11 protein-coding genes are annotated in these 14,951 nt (G+C 44.3%); 2 read left to right on the top strand and 9 right to left on the bottom strand.

Translation table 11 applies throughout. The features are described from left to right. Positions 1-7: 7 nt before the first annotated feature. Positions 8-667, bottom strand: a complete 660-nt coding sequence (locus VIC_RS04935; RefSeq protein ID WP_021456707.1) for a GntR family transcriptional regulator — start codon at positions 665-667, stop codon at positions 8-10. A 166-nt stretch (positions 668-833) separates the two neighbouring features. Further along, positions 834-2,246, bottom strand: coding sequence for a pyruvate kinase PykF (pykF, locus tag VIC_RS04930; protein ID WP_006958219.1), 1,413 nt, complete (start codon positions 2,244-2,246; stop codon positions 834-836). 432 nt (positions 2,247-2,678) lie between these two features. Between pykF and VIC_RS04925 the strand changes: the two genes are divergently transcribed. Together VIC_RS04925 and glmS are read left to right on the top strand one after the other, a co-directional pair. Next, a complete protein-coding gene (locus VIC_RS04925; protein WP_021456706.1) occupies positions 2,679-3,440 on the top strand; it encodes a DeoR/GlpR family DNA-binding transcription regulator in 762 nt (253 codons plus the stop codon). Positions 3,441-3,550: 110 nt separating this feature from the next. Continuing rightward, entirely contained in the window at positions 3,551-5,383 is a 1,833-nt protein-coding gene (glmS, locus tag VIC_RS04920; RefSeq protein WP_006958217.1) for a glutamine--fructose-6-phosphate transaminase (isomerizing), read from the top strand. 58 nt (positions 5,384-5,441) lie between these two features. Here glmS and VIC_RS04915 read toward each other — a convergent pair whose 3' ends face one another. From VIC_RS04915 to ispB, 7 genes are all read right to left on the bottom strand, one after another. Next, positions 5,442-6,086, bottom strand: a complete 645-nt coding sequence (locus tag VIC_RS04915; protein WP_006958216.1) for an HAD family hydrolase — start codon at positions 6,084-6,086, stop codon at positions 5,442-5,444. Between the two features lie 37 nt (positions 6,087-6,123). Then, positions 6,124-6,654 carry an MltR family transcriptional regulator gene (locus VIC_RS04910; RefSeq protein WP_006958215.1) on the bottom strand — a complete coding sequence of 177 codons (531 nt, stop codon included), beginning with the start codon at positions 6,652-6,654 and terminating at the stop codon, positions 6,124-6,126. A 52-nt stretch (positions 6,655-6,706) separates the two neighbouring features. Then, positions 6,707-7,855 carry a mannitol-1-phosphate 5-dehydrogenase gene (locus tag VIC_RS04905; RefSeq protein WP_006958214.1) on the bottom strand — a complete coding sequence of 383 codons (1,149 nt, stop codon included), beginning with the start codon at positions 7,853-7,855 and terminating at the stop codon, positions 6,707-6,709. Between the two features lie 112 nt (positions 7,856-7,967). After that, positions 7,968-9,920 (bottom strand): PTS mannitol transporter subunit IICBA, encoded by a 1,953-nt coding sequence (locus tag VIC_RS04900; RefSeq protein ID WP_006958213.1) that lies wholly within the window; start codon positions 9,918-9,920, stop codon positions 7,968-7,970. Positions 9,921-10,420: 500 nt separating this feature from the next. After that, positions 10,421-11,497, bottom strand: a complete 1,077-nt coding sequence (locus VIC_RS04895) for a TRAP transporter substrate-binding protein (protein ID WP_413788328.1) — start codon at positions 11,495-11,497, stop codon at positions 10,421-10,423. A 267-nt stretch (positions 11,498-11,764) separates the two neighbouring features. Next, positions 11,765-13,519, bottom strand: a complete 1,755-nt coding sequence (locus tag VIC_RS04890; RefSeq protein ID WP_006958209.1) for a lysophospholipid acyltransferase family protein — start codon at positions 13,517-13,519, stop codon at positions 11,765-11,767. Positions 13,520-13,891: 372 nt separating this feature from the next. Next, entirely contained in the window at positions 13,892-14,863 is a 972-nt protein-coding gene (ispB, locus tag VIC_RS04885; protein WP_006958205.1) for an octaprenyl diphosphate synthase, read from the bottom strand. Positions 14,864-14,951: the final 88 nt, after the last annotated feature.

Genomic DNA, 14,951 nt, shown 5'->3' with positions numbered 1-14,951 from the left:
TATCTATTTATGCGGCCTGCTCAATAGTGATTTGGATTTGTTCCATCGAGCGATGCAGATGACGATCAAACTCTTCGGCTGCTTCGTCGGTGTCTTTCGCCAGGACCAGCTTCATGATCTTCTCATATTCATCAATTTCAAATTGGCGTGGGTCTAAGCCGTTGTGTCTTGCGAAATAGCGATAGCGTTTGATTTGATTGATCAAATCAGTGAAAAATTCAAACATATTCCTAGAGTTAGAACCTTCTAATAGTGCGATGTGGAATTGGTGCTGGCGCTCTTCCCACTCTTTCCAGTCAAAATTGTCGTTAGTCAGGTTGATACGTGACAGTTTGTGGAATGAGGTGAGTACTTCCAACTCCCAATCTTCGCCGCCAGATTTGATCGACTTTTTTAGTAGTACGGCTGCAACAGTACGTAAGCTCTCATAGAGATCTTCCAGTTCTTCGACGCATACTGGGGATACCCAACAGCCTTTTTGTGGTTCTAAACTGACATACTTCGTCCATGAGAGTTGCACTAGTGCTTCTCTGATTGGTGAGGCCCCTACGTGGTATCGGCTTTTTAGATCTGCAACTACTAGCTTTTGACTCGGTTTGAGCTCTCCGCTTAAGATGTCTTGGTAGATCATTTTCGAGACTTTGTCAGTCAACGTTGGGCTAGACACTATCCTTTCCTCATATGCATAAATACAGCGTTATATAAAACGGGCGTGAATTTAATAGTACGCAATACTTTGATTGATAATACAGCGTACCAAATAGTGAGACAAGAGGAAGGGATAAAAAAAGAGGGCCGAAGCCCTCTTTAAAAAGTGAATATTTATTCGGTTCTTATAGAACGTGAACAGAAGCTGTGTTTGTTGTACCAGAAGCGACTAGAGCGCCAGATACCATAACAACGATGTCACCTTTGTTGCCTAGACCAGATTCAAGTGCTAGCTCTTTACCTAGTACGTAGAATGCGTCAGTGCTGTCGATTGAATCAACCAACACAGGGCGAACACCTTTTGTTAGCACAAGCTGAGCTGCTGTTTTTGCATTGTTAGTCAGTGCAAGGATGTTTGCTGTTGGGAAGTACTTACGTACTGAGCGAGCTGATTTACCACCTTCAGTTGCAACAACGATCAGTGGAGCCGCTAGTTTTTCAGCTGTGTCTACAGCACCTTTACATACTGCTTCTGTGATACGTAGACGAGGGCTGTCTAGGCGAGAACCTAGTTCAGCTTTTAGTGCTGCATCTGTGCGGTTTGCGATTTGAGCCATGATAGTTACCGCTTCAACTGGGTACTTACCTTTGGCTGTTTCACCAGAAAGCATTACAGCATCAGTACCGTCCATCACTGCGTTCGCAACGTCACCAGCTTCTGCACGAGTAGGACGTGGGTTGTTGATCATAGAATCAAGCATCTGAGTTGCTGTGATAACCATCTTACGTGCACGGTTACATTTCTCGATCATCATCTTCTGAGCGAAGATCACTTCTTCCGCTGGGATTTCAACACCTAGGTCACCACGAGCAACCATGATACCGTCAGACAGCTCTAGGATCTCATCGAAGTTATCAACACCTTCTTGGTTTTCGATCTTAGAGATGATGTGGATGTTTTCACCGCCGTTAGCCGCAAGTACTTCGCGAATTTCTTTCACGTCAGATGCTTTACGGATGAAAGAGGCTGCAACGAAGTCAACGCCTTGCTCACAACCAAACTTAAGGTCGTTCTTATCTTTTTCGGATAGAGCAGGTAGGTTTACTGAAACGCCAGGTAGGTTAACACCTTTGTTTTCGCCTAGTGCGCCGTTGTTCAGTACCTTACATTTCACTTCAGTTTCTGAAGTAGCAAGTACTTCCATTTCGATCAGACCGTCGTCCACTAGGATAGTGTTACCAACGTTAAGGTCTGCTGCGAAACCTGCGTAAGTTACCGCTACTTTGTCTTTGTCGCCCACAACTGAAGTGTCAGTTGTGAAAGTGAACTCCTGACCAGCAACCAGATCAACATCGTCGCCATTTTCTAGCTTGATAGTACGGATCTCTGGACCTTTAGTATCTAAAAGGATAGCCAGTTGCTTACCAGACTCTTCCATTACTTTACGGAAGTTCGCAATACGAGTGCCGTGCTCTTGGTAGTCACCGTGAGAGAAGTTTAGGCGCATTACGTTCATGCCTGCATTTACGAGTTCAGTTAGCTTCTCTACAGATTCAGTTTTAGGGCCAATCGTACATACGATTTTGGTCTTTTTCATGGAAGATATTCTCCGGTCAATAATAGTTACAATCTGAAAGTCATTTATCTCGCTGAAGTCGAGGGTTCCCGCCTGGCATTTCGTGCCTTCTATATACAAGAGAACATCAATGTTGTCGTCGACTTCAGAACTGAAAGTCTTTCAACAAGTTTAGTCATTTTATGACCAAACTGTCTGGATAATACTCAGCATTTCTGTGACTAACCTAGGATATATGCGGTTAGTTGCAAAAAAATAACGGTCAATTCTGTAATTTTTTTTCTTTTCGGTGGCGAATTCTACCACTGATTCACGCCAATATCACTGTTTAAGAATTGTCTTAGGACAAGGTTTTGCCGCTATTTTTTATTTTTTGGTTCAAAATAAATGGACTTTAAAGTTTCGGTTTGACTATAATTTCTTTCACAACGAAACTTATTAAATGAAATTAAGATGTCGAAACGAAACACGCAACTAAGAAGACACGCAATTTCTAATTTGGTAAATGAAAAAGGTGAGGTCAGTGTTGAGTCTTTGTCTCTCCAATTTGAGACTTCTGAAGTCACAATTCGAAAGGATCTTGCCTCTTTAGAGAAAAATGGCCAATTATTGCGTCGCTATGGTGGTGCTATCGCATTACCAAAAGAAGTCGTCAGCGATGAATTGAGCGAAAATGTTTCGATTCGTAAGAATGAACTCGCCCAAGCAGCCGCCAAGCTGATCCGCGAGCACAATCGCATTGTGATCGACAGTGGCAGCACAACCGCTTCATTGATCAAGCAACTGGATGGTATGCGTGGTTTGGTTGTGATGACTAACTCACTCAATGTGGCGAACGCGCTTAATGAGCTTGAAAGTGAGCCTACGTTATTGATGACGGGCGGGACTTGGGATGCACATTCTGAGTCTTTTCAAGGACAAGTGGCTGAGTCGGTACTACGCTCATATGACTTTGACCAGCTATTTATTGGTGCTGATGGCGTTGACTTAGAGCGAGGTACGACAACATTTAATGAATTGGTCGGCCTAAGTAAAGTGATGGCTGAAGTGTCACGTGAAGTCATTGTGATGGTCGAATCTGAAAAAATTGGTCGTAAGATTCCAAATCTCGAGCTGGCTTGGAGTTCCATCGATATCTTAATTACTAACAAAGACTTGAATCCTGAGTTCAAACAGCAAATTGAATCCCATGATGTGAAAGTTATTTGCGTATAAAGCTATTTAAAACAATTTAATCAATTTAATCCCGTCAATTTGGCTTTTTTGCTTGCTGTCTAGATTGCGTACCTCAGATGGGGAAGGGATACCGAAACGGAGATACAAATATGTGTGGAATCGTCGGTGCAGTAGCACAACGAGATGTGGCTGAAATTCTGGTGGAAGGCTTACGCCGCCTTGAATACCGTGGTTATGACTCTGCAGGTGTTGCTGTAGTTGATGGTGATTCTAATCTGACTCGCCTTCGTCGCCTGGGTAAAGTTCAGGAACTGGCGGACGCTGTGGACGCAGCGGAAGTGGTCGGTGGGACAGGTATCGCACACACGCGTTGGGCAACCCACGGTGAGCCTTCAGAGGCTAACGCGCACCCGCACATGTCAGGTGATATTGCTGTTGTGCATAATGGTATCATTGAAAATCATGAAGAGCTGCGTGAGCTGCTAAAGTCTCGTGGCTATGTATTTGACTCCCAAACGGACACTGAAGTCATTGCTCATATGGTTGAGTGGGAGCTACGCACTGCTGACTCCTTACTTGAGGCGGTTCAGAAAACAGCCAAGCAACTTGAAGGCGCTTACGGTACAGTCGCTGTTGATCGCAAAGATCCTTCACGCATTGTTGTTGCTCGCTCTGGCAGCCCGATCGTTATTGGTTTCGGTGTCGGTGAAAACTTCCTCGCTTCAGATCAGCTTGCATTGCTAAATGTGACCCGTCGCTTTATGTACCTGGAAGAAGGCGACGTGGCTGAAATTACTCGTCGTGAAGTGAACGTGTTTGATCTTTCTGGTGAACGTGTTGAGCGTGAAATCATTGAGTCAAATGCAGAGCACGATGCGGGTGATAAAGGTAAGTACCGTCACTTCATGCAAAAAGAAATCTACGAACAACCAACGGCTTTAATTAACACAATGGAAGGACGCCTAACATCGGATTCAGTCGTCACCGAAGCTATTGGTGTTAATGCGGCAGAAATCTTGAGTAAAGTTGAGCATGTACAGATCGTCGCCTGCGGCACGTCCTATAATGCGGGAATGACTGCGCGCTACTGGTTTGAAGATATTGCAGGCGTGAGTTGTGATGTGGAAATTGCGTCTGAGTTCCGATACCGCAAATTTGTGACTCGTCCAAATAGCCTGCTGATCACTTTATCTCAATCAGGTGAAACGGCTGATACTTTGGCAGCGCTTCGCCTTGCTAAAGAGAAAGGCTACATGGCGGCAATGACGATTTGTAACGTTGCAGGCTCTTCGTTAGTTCGTGAGTCTGATTTTGCTTTCATGACACGTGCTGGCGTCGAAATCGGCGTTGCATCAACTAAAGCCTTCACAACTCAGCTTTCAGCACTGCTAATGCTAGTGACGGCACTTGGTAAGCAGCAAAACCGTGTAAGCAAAGAGAAAGAAAAAGAGATCGTTGAAGCTCTGCATGCATTGCCAAAACAGATCAACTCTGCACTATCGTTTGAGAAAGATATTGAAGCTCTAGCGGAAGATTTTGCTGATAAGCACCACACCTTGTTCCTTGGCCGCGGTGAATTTTACCCGATTGCTATGGAAGCTTCGTTGAAGCTGAAAGAGATCTCTTACATTCACGCAGAAGCTTATGCTGCGGGTGAATTGAAGCATGGTCCTCTTGCGCTGATTGATGCTGATATGCCAGTGGTTGTCGTCGCACCGAGTAATGAACTGCTTGAAAAACTTAAGTCGAACATTGAAGAAGTGCGTGCGCGTGGTGGCTTGCTGTATGTCTTCGCTGATGCAGAGGCGGGCTTTGAAGCTGATGAAACCATGAAGATCATCACGATGCCTCACGTAAGTGACATCACTGCACCTATCTACTATACGATTCCGATGCAGCTACTGTCTTACTATGTTGCACTCATCAAAGGTACGGACGTAGATCAGCCACGTAACTTAGCCAAAGCGGTAACGGTAGAGTAACTTCAGTTAGACAAATGAAAACCGAGGCATTGCCTCGGTTTTTTTAGTTTTAAGCTGTTTACATGTTATCCAGCAATGGAATCACTTCGTCTAGTTGATTTAAGACGGTTATCTTGTTTTTCAACTCATGAAGAGGTGGCAGAAGATCAGGAATCATCACCGCGTGGCACTCTGCTGCTAAGGCAGCTTTGATTCCGTTGTTCGAATCTTCCAATACTAGGCATTGTTTTGCCTCAACCCCTAGCTGGCGATAAGCCATCTTATAACAGTCGGGATTAGGTTTGCTGAGTGTGACATCTTCAGCGCTAATAATGAGATCAAATTGCGCTAAATAGTTACTTGTCCGAAAGTTATGTTCGACATCTGAACGTTTCGAAGAGGTAACGATAGCTGTGAGTAGATCGCGTTGTTTTATAGCAGTAAGGAGCGGTTCAAACCCTGGTTTGAGAGGAATACCGTGAGATCTCAGGTTATGGTAGTGCTGGTCTCGAATGCTTCGATAGCGATGTATATCGATAGCGCTTTGAAAGTAGTCTACAAGCTGTTGTTCGCATTCCGGATCTTGTACACCAATAAACTGCTGATAAAAGTCATCAGATATTGATAGCCCTTGCTCCAGAGCCGCGAATTGCCAGCTTTGTTTGTAAATAGACTCACTATCAAAAATAAGGCCATCCATATCGAAGAGTACAGCTTTGAGCATATGAGGTTCTTTCTATAGTGTGGGTCTCACGGAATGATTAGAATGGGCTCTCTTTACCTAGTTCATTGCATATTTCAACGATTGCGAGAGAGAGCCCAGACTTGATTATTTGTTGCTGGCGTTTCAGTTGTAACTGATAAAACTCGAGATCGATATCATCATCCGGTTCCATGACTTCCATATGTACCATGCCCATTTTTTTGACCAGATTAAGTTTCTTTATAGGGTCTAAGATATTGGGGTCGGTAAACTCATAATCGGTCACATCGCTGTTTAAGATGTTTTTGATTTTGATGATATCTTCGATGTCGTGATAAACATCGTTGGGTAGTACCCCTAAACCAAACAAGAGTTTAAGACGCACTGATAAGTCACCCAGTGGGCCTGAATCATGAAGCAGTGGACCGACAACAGATTGAACCGCAAAGTTATCTTTCTGGAAAATGCGCTGCATCAACGCATCAATAGAGTCATTAAACACATCAACAGCAGCAATAAAAAAGCCGCGAACCGAAGGTGCGTTGTTTAATCGCTCTATAATGTCAGTTTCATTTATTTTGTCTGCCATATACTGAACTAAATATCGTTTAATAAGGGGAGAATAGCTCCCCTACATGTTGTTATAAGTTGTTGAAAATCGACTCAATTTGAGCAACTTCTTCACTGTCTTCACTCAAGCCTGTGTAGCAAGCGAGGGTTTTACTCACACCATGCTCTATTAGTGAGTTTTGTAGCTCGATAGCCTGAGGGTCTTCACTACTGCGGTATTTTAATGCAGCTGCAATTCCTTTTAAAAGTGTTCTGTTTTCAGTGCCATACTCGATTGTACCGAGTAATGGTTTGATTAATCTATCGTTTACTCCCAATTTGCGAATGGGTTGGCGACCAACACGATCGACTTCATCGACAAGATAAGGGTTAGCAAATCGACCGAGGATTTTTTCTATGTATGCTGCGTGTAATTGGCGATCAAAGCCGTAGCGACGAATCAGAACTTCTCCACTTTCTTCCATTGCTTGTCTTACATCGGTTTGTATCTCAGGATCTTCTATCGCCTGACGAATCGTTTGATGACCTTTTAAACAGCCCAGATAGGCGGTAATGCAGTGCCCCGTGTTTAGGGTGAACAGCTTACGTTCTACAAAAGCCATTAAATTATCGGTCTTCTCCATCCCATTAATGTTTGGGATTTCACCTTTGAACTGTTGTTGGTCCACAATCCATTCGCTGAAGCTCTCTACCGTGACTTCCAATGGGTCATCATTCGCGGCTTCTGCTGGCGGGACAATACGATCAACTGCCGAATCGACAAAACCTACAAGTAGGTCGGCTTTAGGATGCAATGAACTCTCTAGATATTTATACACTTCACCTTTCAAGTGAGTGGTGCCACGAACCATATTTTCACAAGCAATAATGTTGAGAGGAGCGTTGTTTCCGGCCGAAAATCTTTTGGCAATACCTGTAGCTATTGTCTTCGCGATAATGTCGAGAACATTTGGACCAACTGCTGTGGTGACCAAATCTGTTTTCACAATTCGGTCAATCACATCTTCGCTGGCGGAGTTTACTGCGGTGACGTGGCTAACTGTATCAATCTGACATTGAGTACCAACGACTTTAACTTTGTATTCCTGTTTGTGGCTAAGTTGATCGACCAGTGGGGCATCAACGTCTGCGAAGGTGACGTTTACTTCCGCGTCCGCTAAGAGTTTTCCTATGAATCCTCTGCCAATATTACCTGCGCCAAAATGAACAGCATTCTTCATAATTTACCTACCAATTTCAATTGAATAAAACTAACGACTTTAGGGTGAGGTCAACCGTATAGGGGGCAGTTGACCTCGTTTGCTCTCAGGAGCAAAGTTGTTAAAGAGGTGATTAAGCGGCTTGCGGGTTACCAAGGATGCTGAGAATTTCCGCAACATCTTTGGTACTCGTTAGCTTATCAATGGCCTCCGGCTCGTCGAGTGCGTTAGTAATGGTGGTAATGACCTGAATGTGTTCGTCATTTTTGGCGGCTATGCCAATGACAAGCTTGGCGACATCGCCTTGATCGTCGGTAAACTGGATGCCAGATGGGTACTGACAAATAACGATGCCGGTCTTCTTAACTTTATCCTTGGCTTCAATGGTGCCGTGTGGAACTGCGATAGATTCACCTAAGTAGGTCGGAACGAGTTTTTCTCGCTCAAACATCGCGTCTACATATTCAGGTTCGGCGTAGCCCATCTCGACCAGTTTATCGCCAGCAAAGCGAATAGCTTCTTCCTTGTTCGTCGCGTTCAGCCCTAAATGAATGTTCTCTGGGGCGATTTGGAAAACGGATTTTGGCTGAGGTTCAAATGTGTCGTCATTGGCTGCCATCAAAGAAACTTTGACTGCTTGCTCGTCATTCGCAGCTTGGCTTTTCTGTGCGGCAAGCAGCTTAGTGACCAGTTGGTTGTACATTTCGCTATCTAAGAAGTTAGTCAGCGAAATATGCTGAGCGTCGGGCGCATGCTTGCGAGCACGATCCGTTAAATCTTTATGAGTAATCACGATATCGGCACTCTCTGTTAAGTTGTTTATCGCAAGATTGTTTACGCTGATACTTAGACCTGCATCTTGTACCTTTTTACGTAGCATACTGGCACCCATTGCGCTGGAACCCATCCCCGCATCACAGGCTACGATAATGCTTTTAACATCCGCTAAGTCTATGTTGCCTTTGTTTTGAGCACTTACTGCACTGTTTGACTTGGTGGCCGACTTCATGTCTTTCATTTGTGATGTTGCTTTTTCAAGTGCAGCTTCATCCCCATCTTCTTCTGAAGTGGATTGGGTTTTCATCAGCAAAGCAGCAACCGTAAACGAAACACCTGTTGCAGCAGCAATAGACGCAAGAACCCCGACAATAGATGCTTTTTGAGTCATGAGTAAGATAGCGAAAATTGAACCTGGTGATGCTGGAGAAACAATACCCGCGTTAAACATGACGAGAACAAATACGCCTGTCATACCACCCGCGATTGCCGCAAGGATCAAGCGTGGATTCATCAGAATATATGGGAAGTAGATTTCGTGAATGCCACCGAAGAAGTGGATGATAGAAGCCCCACCTGCGGTTTGACGAGCCGTTCCTTTACCAAACACCATGTAAGCTAAGAGGATGCCCAGCCCCGGCCCTGGGTTTGCTTCAATAAGAAAGAAGATCGATTGACCCATTTCTGAAGCTTGTTGGATCCCGAGTGGAGAAAATATACCGTGGTTGATCGCGTTGTTTAGGAACAGGATCTTAGCAGGTTCTACAAAAATAGAGGTTAAAGGAAGTAGGTGTGCTGAAACTAGGAAATTAACCCCAGCGGCGAGACCACCAGAAAGTACTTTGACAAATGGTCCAATGAACATGAACGCAAGCATTGCGCCAAGCATACCAATAATGCCTGCTGAGAAGTTGTTGACCAACATCTCAAAGCCACTTTTCACTTTGCCGTCGATGTAGTTATCGAATGTTTTGATTGCCCATCCACCTAGAGGACCGACCATCATGGCACCCATGAACATAGGTATATCGGTACCCACAATCACACCCATAGTGGTGATTGCACCGACAACCGCACCGCGTTCGCCACCGACAAGTTTACCGCCGGTATAACCGATTAACAGTGGTAATAGGTAGGTAATCATTGGGCCGACCATAGACGCTAACGTCTCGTTGGGTAGCCAGCCTGTTGGAATGAATAGAGCAGTAATAAAACCCCACGCGATAAACGCGCCGATATTGGGCATTACCATATTAGACAGAAAACGACCAAAATTTTGTATCTTGATCTTAGCGTCTGGTGATATCATAACAGTTCCCCGTTCGATGTTCTGATGAATATTGTAGTAGTACGGTTCGCCAAAACCGCTTGATTGCTTAGTACCCAATCAATTTACCACACAAATTCATTTTGGAACTGACGACGGGTTTTTTGTGACGTCATGCAAATAATCCTGCCAATAACGCTTTCTTATAGCGATCTCTATCAAGTAATTGGCGTGTAATTTTCATACAAATTGTCAACAACTCATATGTCAATAAAAATCACATGATCATACTCACATTTCCTTGTTTTTAATTGGTTGATATTTTGTGATTTAAATCACTAATTATTGGCGTTGAATTATCGAATATTATAATTTTGTGATCTTTGCCTGATTGATAGGGTGGATGATCTTTACTTTTGGTGTGATAAATATCTCATTTTTGCTTTGGTGAAATAAAGCAACAGTAAGTTCTAGAGGAAAACGGCAGGTTATTGATGTGCTTTCAAATGGGTGGCAAGGACATTTTGCCACCCACAAAAGGCTTAATTGCTATCTAGATAAGCTTTGGAAGAAATATTGGTCCAGGCACGCACCTTAGTCAGGTACTGTTTCTGAGAGCTGATGATCTCCTTTGCTAGTTCATCTTTGTTCGCTAGCTCTTCTAACAGTTCTTGAGTCGCGGTTTGCATTGCGCTGAGCACTTCCGGTGGAAAATCTCGAACTTTAATGTTGGGATATTCAGCGCTCATGCTCGCCCAGCTGTTGGCATTAGCATCGAGTGCCTGTGTGTACATATCAAATGCCGCTACCCTGAATGCTGTTTCTAGGATCGATTGAAGATCTTTAGGTAGTCTGTCCCACGTTTTTTTATTGACTAGGAATTGAGTTTCAGAGCCAGGCTCGTGCCACGCTGTGTAATAGTAGGGGGCGATTTTTTGAAAGCCCATACGCAAATCGAAAGCAGGGCCTACCCATTCAAGCGCATCAATTGTGCCTCGTTCAAGTGAGGTATACAGTTCGCCAGGAGCTATGTTGGTTGGTTTTGCTCCAACCTTGGCCATCACTTCACCGGCAAATCCAGGAATGCGAATTTTTAAACCTTTTAGGTCTTCAACGGAATTGATCTCTTTTTTAAACCAGCCGCCCATCTGAATATCGGAGTTGCCACCAGGGAAGGAAAGTAAGTTATGCGGTGCATAGACTTTTTCCATCAACTCCATACCACCACCACGATAAAACCAAGCGTATTGCTCGGTCGTGATCATCCCGAAGGGCATGGAAGAGAAATACAGTGTGTTAGGTACTTTACCTTTCCAATAATACGAACTGGAGTGCCCAAGGTCGTACTGACCTGACTTGACCATATCGAAAATGCCCAATGGCGCTTTGTGTTTATTGGCAGAGTCTATGCGAATCTTAAGGCGTCCGTTAGACATCTCCTCTGCTAACTGAGCCATGTTCTTCGTGGCATCACCTAGAATTGGAGTATTTGGTCCCCAAGTTTCAGCTAGCTTGAGTCGATAGACTTTTTCTGCGGCGAAACTGGTGACAGACGCTAAACCTAATAGCAACGCGATGGCGCCAGTAACTGTAGAGCGAATGGTTTTATGAGATGGCATCATGATGGAGGTTACTTCCTTGTTATTGTGATTATCGTTACCCCTAGATTTCAGTTAGATGATAGTTCCGTCAATGGATTTTTGATTGGCATAATCTTGGTCAATCGATATAAAAGTCGGCTTTTTAGCAGCTATGAAAGATTGTTGCTTTGTTGCTGAGTTACGGTGTGAAAGATCGCTTTGAAATTTATTTTAAATCAAGTGAATTCTCTGGATAGCAAAAGTGCTGCGTAAGTCACGCAGCATTTTCGTTGTTGTTCAACCAAGTTAAGGGGTGTGATGCGCTAGGTACTGCTGGGCTTGAGAAGTGCCCATGTAACGGGCTAGTGTTTTGACTGGTACTTGCTGAAGATCAACCATGATCAACCCATCTAATGCATTGTTAAAAGAAGGATCGACATTGAACGACACTAATTTACCATTCAGGCCCAAATATTGACGCAACAATACGGGAACCCCTTTGCCGTCATCAATACGAGCAATCACTCGCGACAATAGCTGGAGATCGCCCAACGCGGTCAGCATGCTAGTATTCCAATTTTTAGGTTGAACTGGCAGAGGGTTCGATGGTGTCACATATTCGGCTTTCTCTGAGTCGTAATGATGGAGAGTCATGGTATCGGCAAGCAGTTGTCTTGCTTGCTCACTGTAATCGTTACTGATACTGACAGGGCCAAACAAATGCGTATAGCTTGGGTTGCGGTGGACGAAAGTGGCGATCCCTTTCCAGAGCAATAGCAGAGCGCCCATACTTTTTTGATAACGTTCATCAATCACCGAGCGACCCATTTCAATCGATTTGCCCATGGTGTTGAGAAAGTCTTCGCCATAATGAAAAAGGGTTCTCGAATAAAGGCCGGACAACCCCTTGTTCTGCATAAGCTTATCGATTAACCCAAGACGATAGGCGCCAACTAGGCATTCATTATCTCTGTCCCAGATAAACAAATGCTTGTAGTAACGATCAAATTCGTCGATGTCTAAAGCGAGGCCTGTACCTTCACCCACTTTGCGAAAGTTATTCTCTCTCAGCCTGCCTATTTCATGCAGTAATGAAGGAATATGCTCGGCGTCAGTGCAATAGACGTCAAACTCACCACTGGTCAATAAGTGATGCTCAGCCGGTAGCTTGGCAAGGTCAGTTTTAAGGTCTTGAACAGGTAAAGCGTGCGCGACAGGTAAAGGGTTAGACTCTAACTCTTCGCTGTGCCCACCAGTTAAAGTTTTGTTTTGTAATAAGTAGGTATTCAGGCGAAGGTAGTTAACAATTTGCGCATCTGTTAGGCCGTTGACTTCTTTAAATTTGATTGCCGACCCGATAGATATATTGATCGGCTGTTGGGTTTTATTGAGTAGTTCGCGGCCAAGCATCAAGGTTCTTAGTAGAGGGTGCACTTTGCCAGCCATATAGAAGCGCTTGGAGTTTTGACCATCGATAAACATTGGTATGGTACTCGCTTTGGCCTTACGCACTAAGCTGCTCACCGAACGGCTCCATTCCTTATCCTCGATACGTTGAGTCTTACGATCAACCAGCTGGGAGACTTCCCCTGCAGGGAAAAGGAGCAATAGCCCACCTTGATCTAAATGATGGTGAGCCTGTCGAAGCGCTTTAAGGTTCGCTTTGTGGGCGTTCTTGCCTTCAAATACGTCGACACCTATAAACAGCTTATCCAGCTCAGGGACAGTTTTTAAATACTGGTTTGCCAATATCTGTACATCGTCTCTGACATGCAGCAGTAGCTCTGCCAGTATCACCCCTTCAACGCAGCCAAGAGGATGGTTGGCCACGACCACTGTTGCTCCTTGGGTAGGAATATGCGTCAAAGAGCCTTTAATTACCTGATAATCAATACCGAGAATCTCTAGAGTAAATCGAAGAAATGCTTTGCTATCACAGCCTACTGGCCTTTGCGCGTAATATTGGTCAAGCTTATGTAGACCAGTGGCCCACTCGGCTAAGTTTTCTCCTAAACCAAAAGGTGTCTTACGTGGTAAACGAAAAGGGCTCGAAACTTCCATATTGTCCTCGGTTCTACGATTTTCAAACCGAGATTAGGTCGGTTTGATTGCAGTTTGAGGTCAGTGGAGTGAGAGATTTATGAACGAGCGATGACGCTTTCGTGATCCAATAATAAATGGCAGCGTGTTGCTAATTTCGGGTGTAACAGTGGCAACTTGCTTGAACGAACAATACGATTGGTCGCAAAATGTACGGAATGCTTGCCCGTGTTGGTCATTTACTGCTAGGTTGAAAGAGCGGGGAAGACTTATTACTAACAAAAGTGCGGCATCAGACTTAGCTCGGAGTTAGTAATAGCAGAGTCAATAGACCTTCGATTTGCTGGGCTGGAATCAACGGGAACTTTAGGGTTCCCGTTGTTACATATGAAGTTATTTCGAGCGATGTACTGACATATGTGCCAGTGTTACGAGAGCTTCCTTATAAGGAGACTCGCTGAGGACAGATAATTCTGCAATTGCTTTATCCGCTTCTTGATACGCTTTTTGGCGGGTATATTCTAAAGAACCTGTCTGCTCCATGGCTTCCATAATGGAATCGAGCTTCTCCATACCGTTGGCTTTTTCAATCGCCTCACGAATCATCTGGGTTTGCTCGGGTGTGCCATGTTGCATCGCATAGAGCAGCGGCAGCGTTGGTTTACCTTCTGCAAGATCATCACCAACATTTTTACCCATTTCATCGCCATCAGATGTGTAGTCCATGACATCATCGATCAACTGGAATGCGGTACCCAAATATTTACCATAGTTTTGCAGAGCGGTTTCTACTTCCGATGGAGCATCATTAAGAATAGCGCCAATTTGAGTAGCGGCCTCGAACAGACGTGCAGTCTTAGAGTAGATAACCTGCATGTAGCTTTCTTCTGTGGTATCTGGGTCATTACAGTTCATTAACTGTTGAACTTCACCTTCAGCGATGATGTTGACCGCATCACTCATCAACTTAAGGATCTTCATGGATCCTAGCTCTGTCATCATTTGAAAAGAGCGCGTATAGATAAAGTCACCAACCAATACGCTGGCTGCATTACCGAAAGCGGCATTGGCGGTTGCTTTTCCGCGACGCATATCGGATTCGTCGACAACATCATCGTGTAGCAGTGTAGCTGTGTGAATAAATTCAATAAACGCTGCTGCTGTGGTGTGCGCCTGGCCCTGGTAGCCCAGAGCACGAGCTGACAGCACAGCTAAAAGGGGACGTATGCGCTTACCACCACCACTAATGATGTAAAAACCTAATTGGTTGATTAAAGATACGTCTGAGTTGAGTTGAGCATGAATTGTTTCATTCACTTTTGCCATGTCATCGGCAGTTAGCGCTTGGATAGCTTTAAAATCCATTGTAAATCCGGCTGAAGTTAGAACTAGTAAGGTCTTCTTATCTGATTTAATTACTGAATAATACACTAAAAAACGTTGATTAATACAT

The sequence above is a fragment of the Vibrio coralliilyticus ATCC BAA-450 genome (assembly GCF_000176135.1).
GTDB classification, from domain to species: domain Bacteria; phylum Pseudomonadota; class Gammaproteobacteria; order Enterobacterales; family Vibrionaceae; genus Vibrio; species Vibrio coralliilyticus.
This window is presented reverse-complemented; position numbering and strand designations above follow the sequence as displayed.